21 protein-coding genes and 1 tRNA gene are annotated in these 23,336 nt (G+C 41.8%); 5 read left to right on the top strand and 17 right to left on the bottom strand.

What is annotated here, in order from left to right; translation table 11 throughout:
• Positions 1–60: 60 nt before the first annotated feature.
• The 3 genes from frr to V7K98_RS24965 form a co-directional block, all read right to left on the bottom strand.
• Complete coding sequence (frr, locus tag V7K98_RS24975) at positions 61–582, bottom strand: ribosome recycling factor (RefSeq protein ID WP_335026851.1); 522 nt, start codon at positions 580–582, stop codon at positions 61–63.
• Positions 583–607: 25 nt separating this feature from the next.
• Positions 608–1,336, bottom strand: coding sequence for a UMP kinase (pyrH, locus tag V7K98_RS24970; RefSeq protein ID WP_335026777.1), 729 nt, complete (start codon positions 1,334–1,336; stop codon positions 608–610).
• A 71-nt stretch (positions 1,337–1,407) separates the two neighbouring features.
• Positions 1,408–1,962 (bottom strand): thioredoxin family protein, encoded by a 555-nt coding sequence (locus tag V7K98_RS24965; RefSeq protein ID WP_335026776.1) that lies wholly within the window; start codon positions 1,960–1,962, stop codon positions 1,408–1,410.
• Between the two features lie 452 nt (positions 1,963–2,414).
• On the opposite strand from V7K98_RS24965, the gene V7K98_RS24960 reads away from it, so the two are divergent.
• On the top strand, positions 2,415–3,314 hold the full coding sequence (locus V7K98_RS24960) for an alpha/beta fold hydrolase (RefSeq protein WP_335026774.1): 900 nt from the start codon (positions 2,415–2,417) through the stop codon (positions 3,312–3,314).
• Positions 3,315–3,534: 220 nt separating this feature from the next.
• On the opposite strand, the gene V7K98_RS24955 is transcribed toward V7K98_RS24960, so the two are convergent.
• A complete protein-coding gene (locus V7K98_RS24955; RefSeq protein ID WP_335026772.1) occupies positions 3,535–4,269 on the bottom strand; it encodes a diacylglycerol/polyprenol kinase family protein in 735 nt (244 codons plus the stop codon).
• Between the two features lie 61 nt (positions 4,270–4,330).
• Between V7K98_RS24955 and yidD the strand changes: the two genes are divergently transcribed.
• The 3 genes from yidD to ychF all read left to right on the top strand — a co-directional run bounded on the left by yidD (position 4,331) and on the right by ychF (position 6,042).
• Entirely contained in the window at positions 4,331–4,567 is a 237-nt protein-coding gene (yidD, locus tag V7K98_RS24950; protein ID WP_012412579.1) for a membrane protein insertion efficiency factor YidD, read from the top strand.
• 152 nt (positions 4,568–4,719) lie between these two features.
• The gene (locus tag V7K98_RS24945; RefSeq protein ID WP_335026770.1) at positions 4,720–4,905 is read left to right on the top strand and encodes a hypothetical protein; all 186 of its coding nucleotides are present in this window, start codon (positions 4,720–4,722) and stop codon (positions 4,903–4,905) included.
• 45 nt (positions 4,906–4,950) lie between these two features.
• Complete coding sequence (gene ychF, locus V7K98_RS24940) at positions 4,951–6,042, top strand: redox-regulated ATPase YchF (RefSeq protein WP_335026768.1); 1,092 nt, start codon at positions 4,951–4,953, stop codon at positions 6,040–6,042.
• Positions 6,043–6,220: 178 nt separating this feature from the next.
• Here the strand turns inward: ychF and V7K98_RS24935 are convergent, their stop codons facing one another.
• From V7K98_RS24935 to hisG, 6 genes are all read right to left on the bottom strand, one after another.
• Positions 6,221–7,225, bottom strand: a complete 1,005-nt coding sequence (locus V7K98_RS24935) for a zinc-binding dehydrogenase (protein ID WP_335026766.1) — start codon at positions 7,223–7,225, stop codon at positions 6,221–6,223.
• Between the two features lie 118 nt (positions 7,226–7,343).
• Positions 7,344–8,255 (bottom strand): hypothetical protein, encoded by a 912-nt coding sequence (locus V7K98_RS24930; RefSeq protein ID WP_335026849.1) that lies wholly within the window; start codon positions 8,253–8,255, stop codon positions 7,344–7,346.
• Positions 8,256–8,461: 206 nt separating this feature from the next.
• Positions 8,462–10,741, bottom strand: a complete 2,280-nt coding sequence (locus tag V7K98_RS24925) for a hybrid sensor histidine kinase/response regulator (protein ID WP_335026847.1) — start codon at positions 10,739–10,741, stop codon at positions 8,462–8,464.
• Between the two features lie 5 nt (positions 10,742–10,746).
• On the bottom strand, positions 10,747–11,172 hold the full coding sequence (locus V7K98_RS24920; RefSeq protein WP_442940440.1) for a response regulator: 426 nt from the start codon (positions 11,170–11,172) through the stop codon (positions 10,747–10,749).
• Between the two features lie 14 nt (positions 11,173–11,186).
• Entirely contained in the window at positions 11,187–13,727 is a 2,541-nt protein-coding gene (locus tag V7K98_RS24915; RefSeq protein ID WP_335026764.1) for a GAF domain-containing protein, read from the bottom strand.
• 107 nt (positions 13,728–13,834) lie between these two features.
• The gene (hisG, locus tag V7K98_RS24910) at positions 13,835–14,479 is read right to left on the bottom strand and encodes an ATP phosphoribosyltransferase (protein ID WP_335026762.1); all 645 of its coding nucleotides are present in this window, start codon (positions 14,477–14,479) and stop codon (positions 13,835–13,837) included.
• A 66-nt stretch (positions 14,480–14,545) separates the two neighbouring features.
• On the opposite strand from hisG, the gene rppA reads away from it, so the two are divergent.
• On the top strand, positions 14,546–15,238 hold the full coding sequence (gene rppA, locus V7K98_RS24905) for a two-component system response regulator RppA (RefSeq protein WP_335026760.1): 693 nt from the start codon (positions 14,546–14,548) through the stop codon (positions 15,236–15,238).
• Positions 15,239–15,283: 45 nt separating this feature from the next.
• Here the strand turns inward: rppA and V7K98_RS24900 are convergent, their stop codons facing one another.
• The 7 genes from V7K98_RS24900 to V7K98_RS24870 form a co-directional block, all read right to left on the bottom strand.
• Positions 15,284–16,780 carry a flavin-containing monooxygenase gene (locus V7K98_RS24900; RefSeq protein ID WP_335026758.1) on the bottom strand — a complete coding sequence of 499 codons (1,497 nt, stop codon included), beginning with the start codon at positions 16,778–16,780 and terminating at the stop codon, positions 15,284–15,286.
• Positions 16,781–16,924: 144 nt separating this feature from the next.
• Complete coding sequence (locus V7K98_RS24895; RefSeq protein WP_335026756.1) at positions 16,925–17,080, bottom strand: hypothetical protein; 156 nt, start codon at positions 17,078–17,080, stop codon at positions 16,925–16,927.
• Positions 17,081–17,709: 629 nt separating this feature from the next.
• Positions 17,710–17,781, bottom strand: a tRNA-Lys gene (locus V7K98_RS24890).
• A gap of 61 nt (positions 17,782–17,842) precedes the next feature.
• Positions 17,843–20,092 (bottom strand): PAS domain-containing sensor histidine kinase, encoded by a 2,250-nt coding sequence (locus V7K98_RS24885; protein WP_335026754.1) that lies wholly within the window; start codon positions 20,090–20,092, stop codon positions 17,843–17,845.
• Positions 20,093–20,458: 366 nt separating this feature from the next.
• Positions 20,459–21,019 (bottom strand): hypothetical protein, encoded by a 561-nt coding sequence (locus V7K98_RS24880; RefSeq protein ID WP_335026843.1) that lies wholly within the window; start codon positions 21,017–21,019, stop codon positions 20,459–20,461.
• 53 nt (positions 21,020–21,072) lie between these two features.
• Positions 21,073–22,311 (bottom strand): glycoside hydrolase family 10 protein, encoded by a 1,239-nt coding sequence (locus V7K98_RS24875; protein ID WP_335026752.1) that lies wholly within the window; start codon positions 22,309–22,311, stop codon positions 21,073–21,075.
• 283 nt (positions 22,312–22,594) lie between these two features.
• Positions 22,595–23,110, bottom strand: a complete 516-nt coding sequence (locus V7K98_RS24870; RefSeq protein ID WP_335026750.1) for a hypothetical protein — start codon at positions 23,108–23,110, stop codon at positions 22,595–22,597.
• Positions 23,111–23,336 lie beyond the last annotated feature (226 nt).

The following is a 23,336-nucleotide window of genomic DNA, read 5'->3' as shown; positions in this document are numbered from 1 at the left end:
TGATAAAGGCTGAAGAATTTAACTATCATCCTTCAGCCTTTATGCTTCAGAGTTTAGACTTTAAACAGTCGTAATGTCTTTTTCTTTTTCTGCCAAGAGTGAGTCTATTCTGGCAGTATACTCGTTTGTCAGTTTTTGCAAGTCGTCTTGGTGGTCTTTTGATTCATCTTTGGAGATTTCAGAGGCTTTTTCCTGCTTGCGAATCGAGTCTATGGCATCGCGGCGGATGTTGCGAATAGCAACACGACCTTCTTCAGCATACTTGGTAGCCATTTTGACGAATTCTTTCCGGCGATCGCTTGTTAAAGGCGGAATATTCAGCCGAATTACAGAACCATCGTTGCTGGGGGTTAAACCCACATCTGAGAGGGAAATTGCCTTCTCAACAATGTTTAGGGTGTTGCGCTCGTAGGGCTGAATCAGAATTGTCGAGGCATCTGGCGTACTAATATTAGCCAGTGATTTTAAGGCTGTCGGCGAACCGTAATAGTCCACTAATATCTTATCTAATAGACTCGAATTGGCGCGGCCAGTGCGAATCGTGTTAAAAGATCGTTGAGTTGACTCAACAGAACTTTGCATTTTACTTTTAGCGTCAGCTAATATTTCAGCTAATGTCACAAGAACCTCCCACAAGGGTACCGATGGATTCTCCCAAGACTGCTCGGTGGATGTTACCTCGCACCGTTAGGTCAAATACCAGAATTGGGATATTATTTTCCTTACACAAGGCGATCGCAGTACTATCCATCACCCGCAAATCTTTGGCTAAAACGTGTGCGTAGGTGAGGCTATTGTAACGCTTGGCGTTAGGATAAATGTGGGGGTCAGCATCATACACCCCGTCTACTTTGGTGGCTTTAAAAATCACCTCAGCATCAATTTCTGCTGCTCTTAGTGCGGCAGTAGTATCTGTAGTAAAGAAGGGATTTCCAGAACCAGCCCCAAAAATTACCACCCGCCCTTTTTCAAGATGACGGATGGCACGACGACGAATATATGGTTCTGCTAATTCTTGCATAGCGATCGCAGTTTGCACCCGCGTCTGTACCCCTATGTGTTCTAGAGAATCTTGCAACGTCATGGCGTTCATTACCGTGGCAATCATCCCTATGTAGTCAGCGGTTGCCCTGTCCATCCCCGCAGACGCTGCTTTCACGCCACGAAAAATATTGCCGCCGCCAACAACGATGGCCATTTGAACGCCAGTGCTTATCACCTCTGCTACCTCTTCTGCTATTCCTTTGACCACTTCTGGATCAATGCCATAGCCCATGTTGCCCATTAAGGCTTCACCGCTCAGTTTGAGTAAAACCCGTCGGTAATTCGTTCCCATGAAGTTACGCTTTATCAAAAAAGTTGCAATTGCCTCCAATTTAAGATAGCAGTTACTGGGACTATCTATGTCTAGTTACGCCAAATCAATGTAGTACCTATTGGTTCTGTTTGTGGTACATCTATGGTCTGACCAAGAAATAGAGAGGCGATCGCAGTTCTCAAATATTCTTCTCCCACTGCTGATGCATCTTGGGGATGATTATCAATTCTGCCTTTATAGCGAACTATACCATTAGCATCTATTAAAAAGGCCATTGGTGTTTTCGTAGCCCCAAAACTCTGGGTTACATCTTGCGTCGAATCCCACAGGTAAGGAAAGTTCAAATCGTGACGCTGGGCAAAAGCTTTCATATTTTTAAAGCTGGGCCTAGTTTCATGATTACCATCACTACCATTCATGCCAATTAGTGTAAAGCCTTTGGGGGCAAATTCGGCTTGAATGTTTTTTAACCTGTTGATATACCACTCTACATAAGGACAGTGGTTACACATGGAAATAACGCCCACTGCTCGGAACTTCTCAAGATAACGCCTGAGATGGTGTACTTGATCGTCAATTCCTGGCAGTTCAAAATCGGGTGCATAGCTCCCAATGGGAGTATCGATTGTTTCTAGTAAATTCATGTTATCTGGCTCGCAGAACTAGGAACAAGAAAAATATTGTTAAATTCAGCGTCAGTTTCCAGTTGCAAACCACCCCTTAGCCGATGCCTCATATTCTGACAATGTTATAGACTCTCATTCGCGATCGTAAATTGTGAAACTACTGAATCTAGCACTGATGCTAATTCACTCACCTCTAAATAAATCGCAAAAATATTATTCCCATCATAGAAGTTATGATTCCTAATGCTGACATAATCTAAGTTGTGAGCAAATTGCCTCTATCAACAAGACGAAAACTCTCTATGCTGCATAAAATTATCAGCTTAGAAGCTTTGGTGGTGATATGTCTAAGTTATCACTAGAGCCAAGGATTTTCTTTGAAAATCTGATAAATTTTATCCAAATTAAAAACAATTTTACTTGTTTCTTGTTGCTAAAAGGCTTTTGCTCTTGTATTCATCAAATTTATTATGACAACCTCAAGTTCAAATACAGCATTTACCTCTACAGAAACCTGGATTTGGCAAGATTTCCCTATCTGCTATCAAACCCAAGGAACCACTGGGCCAGTTGTTGTCCTGGTGCATGGATTTGGGGCTTCTTGGTGGCATTGGCGGAAAAATATTCCTGTAATAGCACAAAATTGTCGGGTTTATGCTATTGATTTAATTGGTTTTGGCGGTTCTGCAAAACCTAAACCTGGTGAAAAAATTGCCTACACTCTAGAAACCTGGGGACAACAGGTAGCAGATTTTTGCCGGGAAGTAGTGGGTGAACCTGCTTTTTTAGTTGGCAATTCCATTGGCTGTATTGTAGCCATGCAAGCAGCAGTTAGCAACCCAGATATTGCCTTGGGAGTTGCTTTACTCAACTGTTCTTTACGGCTGTTGCACGATCGCAAACGGGCAACTTTACCTTGGACTCGTCGTTTCGGAGCGCCTTTACTGCAAAGCTTGTTATCTATCAAACCAGTTGGTGATTTCTTTTTCAATCAACTTGCTAAACCAAAAACAGTACGGAAGATTTTGCTACAAGCTTATGCTAATCCTGAGATGGTGACAGATGAGTTGGTAGATATTCTCATGTCACCAGCAAGCGATCCGGGGGCTGGCGCTGTGTTCCTGGCTTTTACTTCTTATTCTACAGGGCCTCTACCTGAAGACCTTTTACCACTGTTACAATGTCCGGCGATTATCTTGTGGGGAACAGCCGATCCGTGGGAACCAATTAAATTAGGGAGAGAATTAGCTAACTTTCCGCAAGTAGAGAAGTTTATTCCTTTAGAGGGAGTTGGGCATTGTCCGCAGGATGAAGCGCCGGAATTAGTCAATCCGATTTTACTCGATTGGGTTTGGGAGCGATCGCAGTAATAAGATGTTCCACATTTAAATTGCATATACTGGGCGGGCAGGATGCCTAGCTCACAAGAGTTATATTTAATTTGATTATGCAAATTAGATGTTTTTTAGCTTAGATTCGGCATAATTTGCATCCTTAAAAAATGAATCTCTTGTGGGGTGGGCATCTTGCCCGCCCTAGTTGTGCAAGTTAAATGCGCGAAGGTACGCAGAGTTTTATTTAAAGGATTCGCTATAAACTTACGAAATTATGTACTAACTGGCTTAAATAAAAAGCAAGGGCTGCACTACCCAAAGGAACTGTTAAATTGTCAATACCCAAAAATGAAACAGCTTCTAAACCAGTAGCAATAATTGCAACCACAAGTGATATTGCCCAAGTTTGCCAGTTATTTCCTTGAGTTCCAACTAAAATCAAACTACTGACGAGATAGCTAACGAGCATCATAGTTAGGGAGCCTTCCCAACTTTTTTGCGTGCCAAAAACTTTATACTTGTGTGTACCAAAGCGTTGCCCAATTAAGGCTGCTAGTCCATCTCCCCAAGTCATGATCAAAATTCCTAGTGCTGCGTATTGGGGTTGCTGCAAGTACCAGAAGCAGGCAACTAAAATACCGAAGCTGACAGAGTAAAAAAATGTCCCGAAACTTTGCCTTCCAACGCTATTAATACCAGGAAGAATGGGCAATCGGTAAGATAATAAGGTGACTGCACTCGCTAAAATAGAAGCTGTAATCCCTACACTGGCGGGAATATTTAGCCACCAAGCGATTAAAATCACGTTACCAGTGCCAATATGAACTATCTTCCGCACGATTTCTGGCTTGTTAGCGAAGCGGTTTACCACCCATGCAATTATTAGGATGAGTAACACCCAAATTGCAGCGATGCCTTCGGCGGGCACAGCCAACGCAATTTGCAGCCATAAAACCGGAATTGAGGTTGAGTCAGAAAATTTAGTCAACAAAGATGTAACAAAATGAAAATTTTTACCTCTATTACTAATTTATAAGATTTAGGTAACTGTAATGAAATTATTATTTATTTGGCTGATTCGGGGCTACCGAATGTTTATCTCGCCGTTGTTTCTCCCGACTTGTCGCTTTCAACCCACTTGTTCTATGTATGCTATTGAAGCCATTGAGCGATTTGGAGTATTGCGTGGTAGCTGGATGGCAACTCGGCGTATTTTGCGCTGTCATCCGTTTCATCCAGGTGGCTACGATCCTGTGCCGGAGGTGGTGGAAAAGGTAAAGGAGGAGTAGTTTGAGGATTAGAGTTTTAACGCAAAGGGGCGCGGAGGGAAGCGCGGAGGAACGCAGAGGATGAGAAGAGGGGTATAGCTATTTGGGGAGATGTCAACAGTTGAGGTTGTCATCTAGCGTGGAAAGGTTGAATAATTTAATTTGGACTTACGATGATTAATCCTACTGCGATTTCTATACCCGAACCACGAATTCCCAATCCTCAACCGAATCCACTACCGAGTCCTGAACCTACACCGGGGCCAGGCATACCCCAGCCCTTACCAGAACCATTACCTGCTCCTATTCCTCAAACGGTTCCAGGGACGATTCCCCAAACCATACCAGAACCTGTTTAAATTACCCTGGTAATGTAATCTAAAATCCAAAATCTAAAATCCAAAATGCTAAGAGCCGGAATTGTCGGACTTCCCAACGTCGGAAAATCTACTTTATTCAATGCTGTAGTTGCTAATGCCAAGGCAGAAGCAGCTAACTTCCCTTTTTGCACGATTGAACCGAATGTCGGCGTTGTCGCAGTACCGGATGAGCGGTTAAATGTTCTTGCTAAGATTGCTAGTTCGGTACAAACTATTCCGGCGCGGGTTGAATTTGTAGATATTGCCGGTTTAGTTAAAGGTGCAAGTCAGGGTGAGGGACTAGGGAATCAATTCCTGTCCCACATCCGGGAAGTTGATGCGATCATCCATGTGGTACGTTGTTTTGAAAATGATGATATTATTCACGTTGCTGGTTCTGTTGATCCAGCACGAGATGTTGAAATCATTAATATAGAATTGGGTTTATCAGATTTAGCACAAATTGAGCGGCGAATTGATCGGACTCGCAAACAAGCTCGTACCAGCAAAGATGCACAGTTTGAAGTCTCAGTTTTGGAAAAATTAGCTGCGGCTTTAAATGAAGGTAAATCGGTGCGTCAGGTAAGTTTGAATGAAGAAGAAGAAGTAATTATTAAGGGATTAGAACTGCTCACTTATAAACCGATTATCTACGCGGCCAATGTATCTGAGGATGAGTTGGCAACTGGTAATCATTTTGTGGAAACAGTGCGGCAAATTGCATCGACAGAAAATGCCCAAGTTGTGATAGTTTCGGCTCAAGTTGAAGCGGAGTTGGTAGAGTTACCAGAAGAAGATAAGGCTGATTTTCTCGCGTCTTTAGGTGTGGAAGAAGGCGGTTTGAAATCATTGATTCGGGCAACTTACTCGCTTTTAGGCTTGCGGACATATTTTACCTGTGGCCCCAAAGAAACCCGCGCTTGGACAATTAATGCTGGAATGTCTGCACCTCAAGCTGCTGGTGTCATTCACAGTGATTTTGAGCGGGGATTTATTCGCGCTGAGACTGTCGCTTATAAAGATTTGGTAACAACTGGTTCGATGAATGCTGCGAAGGAAAAAGGGTTGGTTCGCAGTGAGGGTAAAGAGTATGTTGTGCAGGAAGGGGATGTAATGTTGTTCCGATTTAATGTGTAGGGGGAATTGATTAAGTGGCCGTTATCAGTTAGATAATGGTCAACTTATACTAAATTGCGATCGCCAGAAATAACTTGACAAAAACATTGATGTGTGTTTAGTGCTAGGTGATCGCAAATAAACCAGTAATTATCAAAATATAGTTGCAATCAGTAATTAGATAAGTTCATAATCGTTGTTAAAAACGAACAATAACTTTACCGCAATTTTTACCACTATATAAGTATTCCACAGCGTCAACGATAGACTCTATTCCTCTGAATTCTGTTGAATCAACAGCAGGTTTAATCTTACCTGTCGATAATAATTCCATTAGTCGAGACTGTTTCTCTTGTATATGTTCTGGATAGTCAACAAACAGAAAGCCGCGTATTGAGGCTGATTTCCATAGTAATTTGTTGTATATTCTCGGACGGGTTACTAACTCTAGTTCTGATGATAAGTATTCAGAAATATATCCGGTGATAACTACTCTACCGCGCTGTGCCAGGTTATCAACACATATATCAAACAACTCACTTCCAACGCATTCATAAACTAAGTCAATGCCTTGAGGATATTCTTTTTTGAGAACTTCATCAAGATTTTCTTGAGAGTAATTGATTGCTCGATGACAGCCAAGCTGCTTGAGAAATTCAACTTTTGCTTGTGTTCGGCATGTTCCAATCACATGAGCGCCTGCAAGCAAGGCGAGTTGGACAGCATAATTACCCGTGCCACCTGCTGCGGCTGTTACCAATACCACATCACTGCTTTTGATTTCTCCAACAACTTCTAAACCAATTGCAGCAGTTATACCACTGGGCACAACAGTCAGTATTTCTCTTGTTGCTTCTTTAATTGGAATAACTTGAGTGGCATCAATTGCAAAATACTCGCGGTATCCACCTCCTATTTGAAAAGTAATTACATTGTCACCTATGTGGAGATGCTGTATATTTTTACCAAGAGCAACGATAACAGATGCAGCTTCAACTCCTACATCGAATGGTGGTGTATTTACAAAATATACCCCAGCGGCAATATTGACATCGGAAGCATTCACTCCTGCAAACAGATTACGCACGACAATTTCATTGGGAGCAGGTATAGGAAAATCAGCTTCAACAATATTGACAGCGGTTCTAAAATCTCGGCTCAACTGTTTGACAATTAGTTTTTTATAAGTCTTGGGATTCATCATTATTTCCAAATAATTGGTATCAGTTTAAATCTCACTTACCAGCTGCTACTCCTAAATCTTAGTCCTAGAGGGTATTTTTCAAATAGCAGTTTACACAGGTTATCAAAGGACATACCGTTCAGTTACTTCCACCCACAATGTATACATAAGAACCCAAATTCTCATCATCTGTACCAACAATTACACCACCTTCTGCACCAGGTACAAGTTCTATAGCTTCAATTTTGTGGTAGTCAGAGCGGTAAAGGGGAACAAGTTGAGAATTTTGCCGCCATGCAATTTTGTTACCACCCAATCCCAGATAACCAGCGACATACACAGCTGACTGAAACGGGCCATCATCTCCGGCATCACTTGCTGAGGTGATGTACACAATTCCTATGGGATCTATCTTAATATCTGAAATATGACGAACATTGCCAGATGGAAACGGTACTTTTAGATTGGCAGAACCTGCGAGAGTAATTTGATATTTAGCCAAATCAAACATTCCCCAAAAAATAGTTGCTGGTTGTTCTCCTTCACCTCGATGTGCCCAAATAGCAACTATTTTTCCGTCTATATTTTGTAATCCAAATCCTTCAAAATTATTTCCTTGAATAATTCCTGGTAAATTGAATTCTTTGAGAACTAAGACGGTTTTAGTAACTGGATTTAACCTAATGTAATAGGCTTTTCCAGAACTGCTTAAAGCGATGAAAGAGAATTTGGTTTTTTCTGGAACAGATGTTATAGCTTCTAAATCGATGGGCAATTCTATTTTGTCTGGCCAGTTTAATGAGAAATATTCAGGTTGGTTTTTCCCTTTAATACTAATAATTGCTAAACGTGTTTGATTGGGTTTTTTATTGTCGTGGACAATCAGAAAATCGAGCGTATTGCTTTGCTGCTTTATCAAAGCCATACCACTAATTCCGAAAGGGATGCCACCGCGAACTGGTCGCCAATCTTGTGCCCAAACTTGCACAGATATGAATAACAATGCACTCAAGACTACTATATTGATGATTAACCTGAGAAACCGAGACATATTAGAAAGGATTGGGCATTGGGCATTGGGCATTGGGCATGGGGCATGGGGTATGGGGTTAGAAAAACTCTTTCCAGCCCCTACACTCCGTAAGAGGAGTGTGTTAGTCGATGCTCAATCATATCAAGTACCAACAATTTGCACCCACATTAATGAAGCTGTCTTTTGTACTCATAAGCATCAGAATATTTACGTAATTAGTTGAGTTACGATAATATTTTCTGTAAAGAAAGCAATAATTCGTTGACTGTATAGGGCTTTACCAAAAACGTATTGATACCAATAGCAGCTACTGCACTCAGCTTGTTGTCAGACATAAGTCCACTGCTGGCAATAATTCTGACTTGAGGGTTGATTTTTTGCAGGGTACGGATGGCTGTTAAACCATCAAGGGTGGGCAGCATAATATCCATCAGTACGATATCAATTTTATCCCGATTTTGAACGTATAGCGCGATCGCTTCAATGCCATCACCGGCAATTAAGGTTGTGTAGTTGTGAGCTTCCAGCGATGTCCTCGTAATCTCTTGAATGGCAACTTCATCATCCACAATCAAAATCAATTCTCCATGTCCTTTTTGTGGTGTCAATTCTTCTGGAGTAATTGTTTCCATTCCCTCAACTGCTGGCAAGTAAACCTTAAAGTTAGTCCCACTTCCTGGTTCGCTATAGACGTTCACAAAACCACCGTGGCTTTTGATAATCCCCAGCACGGTGGAAAGTCCTAACCCTGTGCCTTTTCCGATATCTTTTGTGGTAAAGAATGGCTCGAAAATTCTATCTAAAATTTCTTTAGAAATTCCAACTCCAGTATCGGAGACAGTAATCACTATGTAAGGCCCCTCTTTGGCTTCCAGGTTCATGCGGGCATAATTTTCGTCAATCAATAGATTTTCAGCATAGATGCTCAAACTCCCGCCGTTCGGCATTGCATCACGGGCATTAACGCAGAGGTTCATCAGCACTTGATGTAGTTGGGTGCTATCTCCAGAAACCATCCATAAATCTTGCAGTATGTCTGTGCTGATTTGTATGGATTTGGGAAATGTCTCTTTAAGAATCTTACCAACTTCCACAATTATATGTCTGAGTTGCAAAGTGATCCGCTTTCCTTCTACACCCCGCGCAAATGACAGCACTTGTTTGACTAAATCTGCCCCGCGTCTAGCATTAATTTCCAAAATCTCTAATAGATGACGGGTGCGCTCATCTGCATCGGGAAATTTGAGTGGCAAGAGTTGCGCTCCTGCCAAAATCGGTGTGAGGATATTGTTGAGGTCGTGAGCAATGCCGCTAGCTAAAGTGCCAATACTTTCCAAACGTTGGGCACGAAATAATTGGGCTTCTAAATGTTTTTTCTCAGTAATATCTGTGTCAACGGTGAGAATAGCTTTCGGTTTTCCTTGTTCATCGCATACTAAACTCCAGCGACTAGCAACAAGAATTTCTTTGTCAGCTTTGGTAAGTTTAGTTAACTCGCCTTGCCACTTACCTTTACTTGTAGCTTGTAAAAGAGCCGCTTCGATTTCTGGCGAAGGTTCGTCATACAAAAGCTCACTAGCATTTTTGCCCAAAGCTTCTGTAGCTTTCCAGCCGTAAAGTGTTTCTGCGCCTTTATTCCAAAAAATAATTTGATTGTTTAAATCTCGCACGCAAATGGCATCTGTGGTGACATCTAGTAATGCTGCTTGTTCGCGGATTTTTTCTTCTGCCAATTTGCGTTCGCGTAGCGCAGCTTGTTTTTCGCTAATATCAATACTGGCGCATGTCACGCCCACAACTTCTTGCGACTCATTCCGCAATGGCTCAACTGTCAAATCGTAATATCGAGTTATCTCTTTGATTGTAATTGATACTTCCTCTCGCGTTCCTATGTCAGTGGTTAGCACTCCACGTTTAATTGTGGTGAGACGTTGAGCATCTTCAACTGAGATAATATCTAAGTCTTGTTTGCCCAATATTTCCTCAACAGTCAATCTAAATGGGGGATTGTAAACCCAGGTGTAGCGTAAATCTATATCTTGGTTGTAGACAAAGATAGGAGAGTTTTTCAGGGCTACGCGAAATCGCTCCTCACTGTGGCGCAATGCGTCATCTGCCCGTTGACGTTCAATAGCATAACGCATAGATCGAACCAGCAAGTCACCAGTTACTTGCCCTTTCACCAAATAATCTTGCGCTCCTTCTTGCATTGCTCTAATTGCTAGGGTTTCATCATTTATACCCGTCAGCACAATTATCGGAGTGGCTTTTGCTTGATGATGAGCGATGACAAAGGTTTCTAGCCCCTGGCTATCTGGCAGCGAGAGGTCTAACAAAATTACATCAAAAAGTTCCTTAGCTAAGTATTTTAGTGCTTCTGAAAGTCGCTCAACAGGCATCAAATCAACTACAACTGTGGTAACTTCTTTTAAAAACTCCTGTAATAAAAAGACATCACTGGGGTTATCTTCTACTAACAAAACTTTAATATTTTTACCTGCCATTTGCGCTACTCCGGCGGCAGTTTTACGATCGCAAACCAAAAATTTTCTATTGATTGTACAATTTTAACGAATTGATCGAAATCTACAGGCTTAGTTATGTAACAGTTTGCAGATAAATTATAGGCTTTGAGAATGTCTTCTTCAGCTTGAGAAGTCGTCAAAACGACTACGGGAATTCGCTTGAGCTTTTCATCTGCTTTGATTTCTGCCAATACCTCCCGTCCATCTTTTCTGGGTAAGTTCAAATCGAGCAATACAATATCGGGATGGGCTGCTCTAACATATTTTTCTTGTTTACGCAAGAATGCCATTGCCTCCACACCATCTTCGACCACATTTAGGTGACAAGATATTTTACTAGTTTCTAGGGCGATGCGTGTAAGTTGAGCATCGCCAGGATTGTCTTCTACTAACAAAACCTCAATAGGCATAATCGCTGTGATACTCACGATTGTTTACCTGTCCTATCTGGAATTGTGAAATAGAAAGTCGAGCCTTGACCCGGTTTCGACTCAACCCAGATCCGGCCGCCGTGACGTTCTATAATTTTTTTACAAATTGCTAGACCAATTCCAGTACCGGGATACTTGTCTCTACCATGCAAGCGCTGAAAAATTATAAATATACGTTCAGCATAATGAGATTCTAAACCAATACCATTATCCCTGATCCAGAACAACAATTCATCTACCAATGGGATAGAATTTAAACTTTCCCCGTCTAGATTTGCATTTGGCTTGGCTACTCCAATATGAATTTGTGGCTGCTGATTTTGGCAAAATTTGGTCGCATTGCCAATGAGGTTTTGAAATACTTGTGTTAATTGGGTACTATCAGCCATGACTTCAGGTAGAGCATCATGAGTGATAATTGCTTTCCTGTCTGCGATCGCAATTTCGAGATTAGCGATCGCTTGCTGTAAGATTACATCACAATCAACCAATTTAAAAGCCTGTCCACGGCTGCTGACGCGGGAGTAATTCAACAAATCGTTGATTAGGGTCTGCATTCGCCGCGCCCCATCTACTGCGTAGGTGATAAACTGATCGGCATTGGCATCAAGTTGATTTTTGTATCTTCGCTCTAGTAGCTGTAAATAACTTGTTACCATCCGTAACGGCTCTTGCAAGTCATGGGAAGCCACATAAGCAAACTGTTCTAATTCTGCATTAGAACGGGCGAGTTCTTGACTTTGCTGAGTTTCTTTTTCTAATAGTTGCGCTTGAGATAAAGCAATGCCAATTTGGTTAGCTAGTTGCTTTAACAACTCCGTCTCAGAGTTATTCCACTTTCGAGGTGTGGCACACTGATGAGCCAGCAATAAGCCCCAAATATTATCTCTGACGAGAATCGGCACTACAAGGTTAGCTCTTACACCAAACTGCTGAAGAAATTCTCGATAGCAAGGGTGAATGTGAGCAGCTTGAATATCTTCCATCGCACTCACTCTGCCTAGACGATATCTTTCTATATATTTTTCTTTAAAGCAGGCATCGGTGAGATTTTCTCCCAAAATGACGGGCCAACCAGGTAATACGGCCTCTTGTACCACCGTTCCCGAACCATCAGTTTCCAATCGGAAAATTAAAACTCGGTCAGCTTGTAGTAACTTTTGTACCTCTGTAACCGTGGTTTGGAGAATTTCATCTATTTGTAAAGATTCTCGAATTTTCAGGGTGATTTCTGCAAATAATTGCGATCGCAAATTCTGCCGTTTTAATTCTTCATCTCCACGCTTGCGATCTGTGATATCTGTATAAGAACCCACCATGCGAACTATATCACCCAATGCGTCCCAAAGTGCTTGTCCTCGATCTAGAATCCATTTATAACTACCATCTTGGCACTGGACTCGGTATTCACAGACATAAAAAGGTGTTTTCTTGGCAAAATGGTCTTGGAAAGCTTGAAGTACCCAATCTCGCTCATCAGGGTGGATTAGTTTTGTCCATTCCTGCCAACCGTTGGAAACTTCGTGGTCTTTATAACCGAGCATTTCCTTCCACCGAGTTGAGAAGAACACTTCATTAGTCTTCAGGTTCCAATCCCAAATGCCGTCATTATTACCATGTAATGCTAATTCCCAGCGTTCCTCACTTTCCCTTAGTGCTTCTGCTGTTCGCCGCCGTTCAGTAATGTCTTGAAAATAAATAGACAAACCATCTTTTGCAGGATAAGCATGGACTTGAAGCCAGCAATTTAGTGGCGGATAAAACTCCTCAAATTCCACACTCACTTGTTCTAAGATTGCTTTGTGATACTCGTGGTAAAATGTTGTGCCGATAATTTCTGGAAACACTTCCCAAATGTTTTTACCCAGAAGCTCATTTTGGTTTTTTTGCAACAGCCGTTCTGCTTGACCATTAATGTAGTTGAATCGCCACTTTTTATCCAGGGCAAAAAAACCATCAGTGATGCTTTCGAGAAGATTATTGATGCGGGCTGTCGCAGCTTGCTCTTGCACCATTAGCTTTTCAGTAACTTGAGATACCTCATTTACATAACGCCTAAGTTCTAGTTGGTCGATTACCAAGCTACCTAAAGCCACAAGCGCCTCTACTTGTTTTTGGCTCAATTCTTTGGGAACTTGGTCAATTACACACAGAGTTCCTACCATATCTCCCTTCGGAGTAATTAAAGGTACACCTGCATAAAATCGCACGAATGGATATCCAGTAACTACCGGATTATTAGCCAACTTTTCATCAGCTAAAGTATCAGGAATCACTACAATCTGACGCTGCTCTTGGCAAAGGTAAGATAATCCAATACACTGGGGCATTTCTGATATATCTAAACCTACTTTTGCTTTAAACCATTGACGGTTTTCATCAATAAAATTTACCAAAGAGATGGAAGTACCACAAATAAATGCCGCTAATTGAGCAAGATTGTTGTAAGCTTCTTCGGGTTCAGTGTCAAGAATTTGATACTGGCGGAGGGCTTGTAGCCGCGCCATTTCTGTATCAATTTGTCCAGGGTTCATTAACTTTAATTAATAAATTTAAGTTTCGGTGCTGTGCGATTCGTTCACTCGAAATGAATCGCACAAGACGGAATTAAGTGGGAAGCTTACGGCGAAACAGCTAACTGTTAAACTTCTACCAAAACCGCTTCCCGCAACTTGGCAATCACATCACTAAGATTACCCGTGTTTAGACGGTAACTTAGAGGATGGACAATCAACCGCGCCGTGCTTTCATACAGAGTAGCAATTTCAATCAAACCGTTTTCGCGCATAGTCCGCCCTGTAGAAACCAAATCTACGATCGCTTCTGACATTCCAGTAATCGGGCCTAGTTCCACTGAACCATATAATGGTACGATTTCCACGGGTAAATCTAGACTGTGGAAATATTCACGAGCGCAATTCACATATTTTGAAGCTACTCTACCATGCGGTGGTAAATCTAAAGGCGATCGGTAAGAACTTGATGCTTTTACCGCCACCGACATCCGACAATAACCAAACCGCAAATCTATCAAGTGAGCAACTTGCGGCTGCTTCTCCCGCAGCACATCGTAACCAACAATACCCAATTGTGCTTGACCATATTCTACATAAACAGGCACATCTTGCGCCCGTACCAACAAAGCTTTTGCAACTCCCTTAGTATCAGGAATTTGAAGTTGGCGAGTTCCTGAATCTAAAAAAGCACTAAAATCTAATCCCACAGATTGTAGCAGGCGGATGCTATTTTTAAGGAGTTCCCCTTTTGGCAATGCAACAGTCAGCATTCTTTTTCTTAATATCCTTGACGTTCTAGCAGTTGAACAATATCTCTATATGCTTACCACAGCAGCATGAGAATTTTATTAGTTGATGATGAAGTTGAACTAACTGAACCCTTGAGTCGCTTGTTAACTCGTGAGGGTTACATTGTGGATGCCGCTTTCGATGGCACAAGTGGCAACGAACATGCACAAACAGGCAATTATGACCTACTAATTTTAGATTGGATGCTGCCAGGAAAAACCGGGTTAGAGATTTGTCAGCAATTGCGACGACAAGGTAAAACTACTCCCGTACTATTTCTCACAGCTAAAGATACTTTAGATGACCGAGTACAAGGTTTAGATGCTGGTGCAGACGACTATTTAGTTAAACCCTTTGAACTGCGCGAGTTACTAGCCAGAGTCCGGGCTTTATTGCGTCGTTCTGGTTCCCAAAGTTATGAAACTACCGCCGGACGTTTAACCGTCGCTGATTTAGAACTCGATTGTGAAAATCAAGTCGCCTATCGCCAAGGAAGAATAATTGAGTTATCGCAAAAAGAAAGTCAGTTGCTGCAATATTTTATGGAACACACGGGACAACTAATGACTCATGCTCAAATTATGCAAAATTTGTGGCAAGAAGAAGAACAACCCAGTAGTAATGTGATTGCAGCATTAATTCGTTTGCTGCGCCGTAAAATTGAAGTAGGTAGAGAAACTGCGCTGATTCACACAGTCTACGGCAAAGGCTATCGTTTCGGTGCTTCCTCAGTGGAGTGAGTTTAACTAATTCGTAATGGGCTACGCCCCGCTACAAATTAGGAATTATTTTAGTTTTTGCGACTTCAATTCCTGTCGAAGTTTGTTGTATAGGGATAAATCTACAGGCATCATAATCTGTGAAATTCCTTTCCAGATACCAAGTTCATGATTTGCACCCATATCTTCCATAAGTTGCTCAGTGTAACGCAAAGAAAACGAGGTGATGCATGTCGCCTTCGCTACAACACTATGGTATTGAGTTTTCATCCAGTCGATATCTGCTGCCATTTCTTGATACATTGCTGACGGCGAAGGCAATAACAAATTGCCTTTGACATACTCTAGTAGCCACCAAGCACCAACTTCTGATGTCAACTGACTATAGAAACTGCTGTTATAGCCAACAAAACCCATCTGAGGAATATTAGGATGAATCAGATAACGATAAAGATTAAAATTACCATCTTCATCAATTAGCTGTCGGCGATATTCTTCTTGGAGAAAAGGAAGTTCTTGGGTAAATCCTGTCCCAAAAATTACTACATCTGCCTGCAACTGCTGACCATTAGCTAATTCCACACCATCAGGGATAAACTTGGCAATGCTCGTTTTAATTGCCTGAATTTTACCAGAGTGTACGTACTTAAAGAAATCTGGGGGAGCTATGCTAATGGTACAGTTAACCACATTTATAGGTAGTTCCGGTAACATTCCGCAACTATCAAGCCCGAATTGCAGGCGTATCAGCATCTCATTAGTGCGCCAGAAAGCCCATACTAGCGGCTTACCCAGAGTGTGCAGTAATCTTTCAAGCCGTCTCATCTGACGGTAGGGAAACCAAGCTTCTGAAAAGCGAGTTAATAAAATATACTTCAGGTTTACTAAACCCAGGAAAAATCTCGGAACCTTCCACATCGGCTTACGGAAGATGAGGGTGGATTTTTTGGCTATGTTTGCCCCCAAAGTCGCAATATCGCAGGCAGATTTGCCAAAACCCACTACTACTACCCGCTTCCCCTCAATAATTGAGGCATCGTTAAATTCGGTAGAATGAATTACCTGTCCTCCAGATGCGACAAACTCTTTTCTACCAGGCAAAGAAGGTAACTTTGGGATGCTAAATGTGCCGTTGCACACTAGTACAAAGTCAAATTCGTGCTTTTCCTCTCTTGTCTTATCGCCATTACCTTCTTTCACTCTGATAGTAACTACCCATCCTGGTTGTTCTCCAGTTTTGTGGGAAACATTGGTAACTTCCGTTTGGAAGCGAATTCTCTCAAGAACCCCAAAATTCTGGGCGTATGAATTTAAGTAATTCCGCATATCTTCTGCTGTGGGCCACTCTGGGTATGATGCAGGCATGGGATAGTCGGAAAAACTATATGTGTCACCTGTATTCTGGGTTGTTAATCCTGGGTAACTTCGAGATTGTTCCCAAACACCACCAAGTCCTTTTTGTTTCTCAAATACAGTAACGTTGTAGCCTTCTTCGACAAAAGTTTTAGTTGTTACTAGTCCGCTAATTCCAGCCCCAATCACGCAAATTTGCTTGATTTCCATATTCTTTTTTTTAGTAAAATTCGTAATAATTTCTGTAAAAATGAATTTATAGCAGGTTTTATTTATTTAAATAACATCAAAAAAACCTGTTTATACGCAAGTTATCAATTTAATCTGCAAAGGCGGTTTTGATAACTCATAGATTCAAAACTTAATTGAAGATTTTGCAGAAGGCTGTGAAATATTGCGTGTCTTGCTAGAAAGGACAACATCAAGATTTGCTAGAAATAGATCGGCTATGGTAACAAAACCAGTTATGTTGGTAACTAAGGCATAAGCTGTCGTTATAGCAGTTCCCATTCAGATGCGGTACAAGATTAATCACGAAGTGTAAGGGCACGGCACTGCCGTGCCCCTACGGGTGTACCTCACTCGACCGAGAACCGCTATACCCCTCTTCTGTCACTTTCCGGGAGGGCGATCGCTAGAAGCCTGATGAGGCAATCAATACAAACTATACTATTAGAAAAAAATGGGTCTTGTATTTGTTATTAGAAAAGAATCGCGCAATCTCTTGCTATACAAAGACTCTAAAATTCAGAAATGGCAAATGTTTTCGGAGAGTGACAGAAGAGGGATACTAACAAATAAGCATTGGTAACGAAATAATTTGTGTTGATAACAAATAGACAAGCTGTGGTAAGGACAACAACTTTTTTCCTAACGTCCGCTTCTGTATTGGTAACAAATGCCCAAGCTGTTGTTATTACAATAATTTTATTTGTAACAGTGTATTACACTACGCAAACGTCAAGGCTAAGGCGTAGAGTCTTGGTAACTCCCAAAGTTTGACGAAGAAGCTGCAACTCCATGCCCCATACCTTCAGACTTTTACATATACGATAAAAAGTCAGACATTTTTGCGAGGAATGTATACCGGATTCACGTCTGAATTATTGATTAACAAGCTTTGACAATACTTTAAAAGGTGGGTGACCTGAGATTCGAACTCAGAACCAATAGATTAAGAGTCTACTGCTCTACCGTTGAGCTAGTCACCCGCACGAATAGCCATCATAGCAGACTTCTGACAATTTAGCTAGTACCGCGCCAAAAAACGACTTAAATGGGGAATTTGATGGTGAAGGTGGTTTGACCGGCTCCACTCTCTACATAAATTGAACCGCCTAAATGTCTGACCATTTTCTGTACTAATGCTAATTCCAGTCCTGTGCCGCTATGTTTCCAAGGATCGTGTTTGGAAAGGTGATAGAAAGGCTCAAATATCTGTGAGAGTTCGTTGCTGGTAAGCTCTAGTCCAGAATTGCTAATATTAAGCTCTATTGCGTCCCCTCTTAGATGAGCAGAGACTGTGACAGACTTACCTGCTGGGGTATATTTGCAGACATGGTTGAGTAGTTCGGTGATAATCCTCTCCATATCTGTGATATCTGTCTCTAAAAGCGGGAGTTCACCATCGATACTTAGGTTTAACTGCTGTTGCTGACAGTTGGTGAGTTCTCGAAAAGACTCGACAATGGGTTTAAGCCAGCTTTGTAAGTCAATGGCAATTAAAGTCGGGGGTTCTGGTTCGGCTTCGAGATATGTGAGTGTGAGTAAATCGTTAATTAATTTGTTTTCTCGCGCACACTCGTTATGCAGAATCTGCAAGAGTTGTGGAACTATTTCTATTTCTAATATCTCTGCTGGTGTGAGGACACTTTCGAGGGTTTGGACTGCAAGGCTGATGCTAGTTATGGGTGTCCGCAGTTCTTGGGAGAGGTTTCTCAGAAATTGGTTTTTGAGCCGATCGCAATTTTCTAATTCTTTAACTTGTGTCTGGGTTTGTTGGTAAAGTTGAGCTTGACGAATTGCGATCGCACATTCATTGGCAACCTGTTGCATTAATTCAATTTCAAATTCATCAAATGCCTCTTGTGATGGTCTTGTCAACCAAAGATTTCCTAGAATTCCTTGAGTATCGAAAATGGGACAAGCCATTTGGGACATAACCAATAACTTCGGTTCCCATCCAGGGGCAATTTCTAAAAATTGCAGAGGTTGTTTTTGCAGCAAGGGCTGATAAACTTCCAGACGATTTGCAATTTGTCTAGTTAATCCTTGACATTGGGGTAGATTAATGGTGTACTCGTAGGCAATAGTTACTAGGGTTTGACAGGGGCTATAGAGTTCAATTTGGCAACGTTCAAGGTTCAGTAACTCGGTTAATTCCTGAGTCACTGTCTGCAACACCTGAGTTTCATTCAGACTATCGCGGATTTGTTCTGTCATCCGTCGCACTAAGGCTTCAAAGTTTCGTACCTGCTGCAACTGATTTTTGTGCTTCTGTTTTTGTAACTCCAACTTGGCTTTGAGATCCTGAAGTTGTTGATGAAGTTCTGCTTGTTGCACAGCAATGCCGATTTGAGTTGCTAACTGTTTGAGTAAGTCCGTTTCTGTTTGCTGCCACTGACGCGATTCCTGGCAATGCTGGGCAATCAATAGCCCCCACATATCTTGCTCTTGGAAAATCGGCACCACTAGATTAGCTCTGATCTGCAAAGATGCTAGAAAATCTATATGGCAAGGATGCAAGCCGGCTGCATATATATCTTCAACAACTTGAATGCAACCTCGCCCATAGTGTTCTGGATGTTTGCCATTGAAGCAGGGATCGCTGATGGTTTTTCCCAACAGGGGATCGCTCACAATCACAGTTGATTCAGCAACGATTACCCCACTACCATCAGCCTCGAAGCGATAAATTAGGATGCGATCGCAATTCAAAAATTGCCGCAACTCAATTGTTGTCTGATGGAGAATTGTCTCTAATTCTACAGATTGGTGAATTCGTCCAGCGATCGCTTCTAGCAATCTTTCTCGTTCAACCTGAAGTCCGACTGCTTCTTTAGCTTGTCTTACAGGAGTGATATTACTACTAGTACCAATGAGTCGATAAATCCGGGAGTTGGCATCCCTTAGTGGCGTGAGAGTTGTACTCCACCAAGTCGGAACCCCCTGGAATTGCAAACATTGTTCGTAGGAAATCGTTTTGCCAAATAGCACACAGTCAGCGTAATGCTGACGCACCCTAGCAGCATCAATGGGGGAAAGAATATCTTCTGGCTTTTTGCCCCGGAGTTCATCTGAGCAAATGCCTATCCACCGCTCATGAGTGGGATTTAATGCCACATACTGAAAATCCCCATCCTCTAGAACATCTACTATAAATATTGATGCCTGCACAGAATTGTACATGCTCAGTAGAAACTGCTCACTACTACTTTTCTCATCTACTTCTGTGCCGAAGATCATTTGAGGAGGCGATAATTTTGTCAACTCCATAGTTGATTCTGCTGGATTTATATTCATGCGAGAGTCCCTTTCTGGTATGACTGACTCTTCTAGGCGCTCTCTTATCTTTACGCTTGTAGTAGATGCACTTTAGCGCCTATAGCAAAGTATTGTCAGCTGTTGCTCATGGAAATTTTGATCTTTCTCTACTTCTTGTCAGAAATCTAGGAAAGCTAATAGAAGTCAGCTTAACAAATCCTGCTTTTTGAAGGCGAAAACACATTTGCAGGTTAGGGCAAACTTACTTGGATATGATTTTTAACATTTTTTCAGGATTTTTGCATACATCTAAGTGCAATCATCAGTATATATCAAATAATTTGATAATTCTTAATAACTTTTTGTTTAATATTCCGAGAAAACAAGCAGGGAAGTAGGAAGTTATCATCGCAATTTATGAGCATTCATTCCGGTGAGGATACCAACCAGCAGCCAGGTGATAGCTAATCCCATAACTTCGCCTAAGAATAACTGGGTTAAGCGGTGCAAAATCATTCCCACCGCAGAACCTACGGGGACGGCAACAGCCCAACTTGCAGAAGAGACAAATATCCATCGCCACGCCATCGGCTGAGGAATTGCCAACCATTGCGCTAATCCGATTCCCAAGCCGCCAAGTGCCCCATAAATCGCTCCTGACAGGATTCTCAGGGGAAGAATCTGAGTGCTGGGAATTATCCAGCCTACAGCACCAATCCCGATCGCAGTGATGAGACTCCAACCCAAAAGACTTGACAAAATCCACCTAATACAGAATACAGGTTCTTTGAGAAGACAACCTTGAAAAAGTGCGATCGCAATTGAGCCGATAGCCGCCTCTACTACCCCAACATCCGGTTTCTCGCCAACTTCAACGAAGAGTAAACTCAATAAAAAACCGCCACAAGTAGCGACAGTCCATAGTAGTGTAAAGCTAAATCTAGTATTTTCCGGCGTGAATGACATTAAGGGAACTGGGGACTGGGGACTGGGAACATGACAAATGACAAATGACAATATCAAAATTTCTTTGGTTTGAATAGTCTGACAGTTCTAGCATTAAACATCTCCAAAAAAGCTTTGCGTCGCTGTTGGGGCGATTCTGGTACGATGTAACCCCAGAGACTCTCCCAGTAGAAAAAGGAGATGCCATCAAAGTTGCGATCGCGCACAGCTTGAACTTGTTCTCTAACTTGTGCCATTTTCACCGGATTACGCACCGTTCCCGTAGATATACCAATTTCTACAGGAATTAGACTTTGAGCTAATTTTATCGATGGTTGTTCCAGTTGAGCGATAAAAGAGCTTTGATCGTTTCGATAAACCTGTAGAACTAACTCATCAACTAAACCTTTTTTTACCCAATTCTCCCAATCTTGCAAGTAGTATTTGTAAGCAAAGGCTTGGTAGTTGGGAGACAGAGATATTTTGGCTTTGGGTTTAACAGCCTTCACAGCTTGATAGATTTCTGCCATAAAATCAGTAATTTTGTCTGCCCGCCAACGCATCCATTCTGGGTTAAAAGGGTCTATAGGGGGACTTTTACCTTGATGCTCTTGCTGGTAAAGTTCAATAGTGAAGCGATCGTAACCAAACTGTACTGGCATTCCAAAATGGTCGTCAATCTGAATACCATCCACATCGTAATCTCTGACTACTTCCAAAATTAGCCCTTGAATAAACTCTTGCACTTGTGGATGTAAAGGATTCAACCAAGCCAGCTTATTTACTAAACTATTATCAATTTCTTCCGGTGGTGCATCTTGGATAGACTTTATACCTTCTTGCCCAATTGTCAACCAGTCAGGATAACGCCTTGCTAATTGTGAATAATGTGGTGTCATAAACCCGTATTCAAACCAAGGAATTACTCTCAAATCTTTATTTTTAGCAAGTGTCACTATTTTTGTTAAAACATCTTGTCCACCATGCATAAACTTGAGAAAAGGTTGAGAATCTGAACCTGTAGTCATTTTAGCTACAGTACTTTTATAAAAAGTATGTCCTCGGTTCCAAACTACAGGATAAATTGTATTAAAGTTGAGAGCCGATAATTGGCTGATAGCACGGTTAATCCCCCAAGGGACAAATAGCACACCACTAGCAACATTAGTGATCCAAACGCCACGAATTTCTGTAGTTAAAGGACTTATTTTTTGGGAATAAACCGGGGGTGAAGAGAGTGAATAGACTGTTAAAATAACTGCTAATCCCAAACACAGTAAGTAAGAAACACAACGGCGAACAACCCGATTCATTTGTAAGCGTGACCTAGTGCGATCGGAATATTATATATAGCTACAAAATCAAATTGTAATTATCCGGGATATGTGAATAAATCATGATTAAATCAGAGGTTATAAATCAGAATTCCGGGTTATAAATATACTAAGGAAAGTAGCGGTAATTTATGAATTACCGCTACGGAAGAATCAGAGCTTAAGTAATGCATAAGCCCTGTATAAATCATTAACTCAGTGTTGCTGATGCATCACTGACTCGTACCTTAATACAATAATTATTTTATTTTTTAGAACTCCCTTACCTTGTGATGGGGACTCTGAGCATGAGCGCACCCACCTGAGTTGACGTGGGGCCGACTGGGAAATTGACGTGGCAAAGGGCACACTCCGCCCTGAAGTTGCTGAGAGGGATTGAGCGTCGGTAATACCATTTATTATCCACCTTCTGGACGGATGTGTATGCCTGTCCAGCTAGTGCCAGCGCGTTTGCCTGAATCTCGAAGCTGTCGCGGGGGCGATCGCTTTGTTCGAGGGGGCCATAAGTACCAACCAGTCGCATATCCTTATTCTGATCGTTAAATATCAGCGAGATAGACTGCTTACCCTGCTCTACGTTAGCCGCCGTGGTTTCGTCAAACTCCTGCGTCAGCGCTGCGAACAACGTATTAAACATCAGATCGCTCGTCTGCTGCGCGATCGCAACCTGCTGGTTTGGGGGTGGAAAATCATAAGCACGGGCAATTCCTGTGAAACAGAACCCGATGACAAGCATCACTACAAAAATCCCATACTTAACTAACTTTCTCAGATGCATTCTCTTATCCTTTGGTTCTGTATTCTTTGGTGCGGAGTTACTCAGTCAGACTGACTCAACAACTCCGCATCACGGATAGAACCTTTACCCAATCTTTTCATCAAAAATTGAGCCTATTAAGACGATCCACACTCACCATTCGTCAGCTTGTAAGACACTACAGCTTTCAGTTCGCGTGAGTCTAAATAATCTATAAATAAGCCGCTAAAAGTCCAGCACATTAATT

The organism is Nostoc sp., from assembly GCF_036917435.1.
In the GTDB taxonomy this organism is placed as follows: Bacteria; Cyanobacteriota; Cyanobacteriia; order Cyanobacteriales; family Nostocaceae; genus Nostoc.
Note: the sequence above shows the minus strand (reverse complement) of the source record. Positions and strands in the feature narration are given on the sequence as shown.

Excerpts from the sequence above, each read along its gene's own strand:
- V7K98_RS24930 (WP_335026849.1), bottom strand. The coding sequence starts at position 8,255 with ATGTCTCGGTTTCTCAGGTTAATCATCAATATAGTAGTCTTGAGTGCA.
- V7K98_RS24965 (WP_335026776.1), bottom strand. The coding sequence starts at position 1,962 with ATGAATTTACTAGAAACAATCGATACTCCCATTGGGAGCTATGCACCC.
- V7K98_RS24880 (WP_335026843.1), bottom strand. The coding sequence starts at position 21,019 with ATGTCATTCACGCCGGAAAATACTAGATTTAGCTTTACACTACTATGG.
- V7K98_RS24925 (WP_335026847.1), bottom strand. The coding sequence starts at position 10,741 with ATGGCAGGTAAAAATATTAAAGTTTTGTTAGTAGAAGATAACCCCAGT.
- V7K98_RS24900 (WP_335026758.1), bottom strand. The coding sequence starts at position 16,780 with ATGGAAATCAAGCAAATTTGCGTGATTGGGGCTGGAATTAGCGGACTA.
- V7K98_RS24960 (WP_335026774.1), top strand. The coding sequence starts at position 2,415 with ATGACAACCTCAAGTTCAAATACAGCATTTACCTCTACAGAAACCTGG.
- yidD (WP_012412579.1), top strand. The coding sequence starts at position 4,331 with ATGAAATTATTATTTATTTGGCTGATTCGGGGCTACCGAATGTTTATC.
- V7K98_RS24885 (WP_335026754.1), bottom strand. The coding sequence starts at position 20,092 with ATGAATATAAATCCAGCAGAATCAACTATGGAGTTGACAAAATTATCG.
- V7K98_RS24870 (WP_335026750.1), bottom strand. The coding sequence starts at position 23,110 with ATGCATCTGAGAAAGTTAGTTAAGTATGGGATTTTTGTAGTGATGCTT.
- V7K98_RS24945 (WP_335026770.1), top strand. The coding sequence starts at position 4,720 with ATGATTAATCCTACTGCGATTTCTATACCCGAACCACGAATTCCCAAT.
- V7K98_RS24920 (WP_442940440.1), bottom strand. The coding sequence starts at position 11,172 with ATGCCTATTGAGGTTTTGTTAGTAGAAGACAATCCTGGCGATGCTCAA.
- ychF (WP_335026768.1), top strand. The coding sequence starts at position 4,951 with ATGCTAAGAGCCGGAATTGTCGGACTTCCCAACGTCGGAAAATCTACT.
- V7K98_RS24915 (WP_335026764.1), bottom strand. The coding sequence starts at position 13,727 with ATGAACCCTGGACAAATTGATACAGAAATGGCGCGGCTACAAGCCCTC.
- hisG (WP_335026762.1), bottom strand. The coding sequence starts at position 14,479 with ATGCTGACTGTTGCATTGCCAAAAGGGGAACTCCTTAAAAATAGCATC.
- V7K98_RS24935 (WP_335026766.1), bottom strand. The coding sequence starts at position 7,225 with ATGATGAATCCCAAGACTTATAAAAAACTAATTGTCAAACAGTTGAGC.
- V7K98_RS24875 (WP_335026752.1), bottom strand. The coding sequence starts at position 22,311 with ATGAATCGGGTTGTTCGCCGTTGTGTTTCTTACTTACTGTGTTTGGGA.
- rppA (WP_335026760.1), top strand. The coding sequence starts at position 14,546 with ATGAGAATTTTATTAGTTGATGATGAAGTTGAACTAACTGAACCCTTG.
- pyrH (WP_335026777.1), bottom strand. The coding sequence starts at position 1,336 with ATGGGAACGAATTACCGACGGGTTTTACTCAAACTGAGCGGTGAAGCC.
- frr (WP_335026851.1), bottom strand. The coding sequence starts at position 582 with ATGCAAAGTTCTGTTGAGTCAACTCAACGATCTTTTAACACGATTCGC.
- V7K98_RS24895 (WP_335026756.1), bottom strand. The coding sequence starts at position 17,080 with ATGGGAACTGCTATAACGACAGCTTATGCCTTAGTTACCAACATAACT.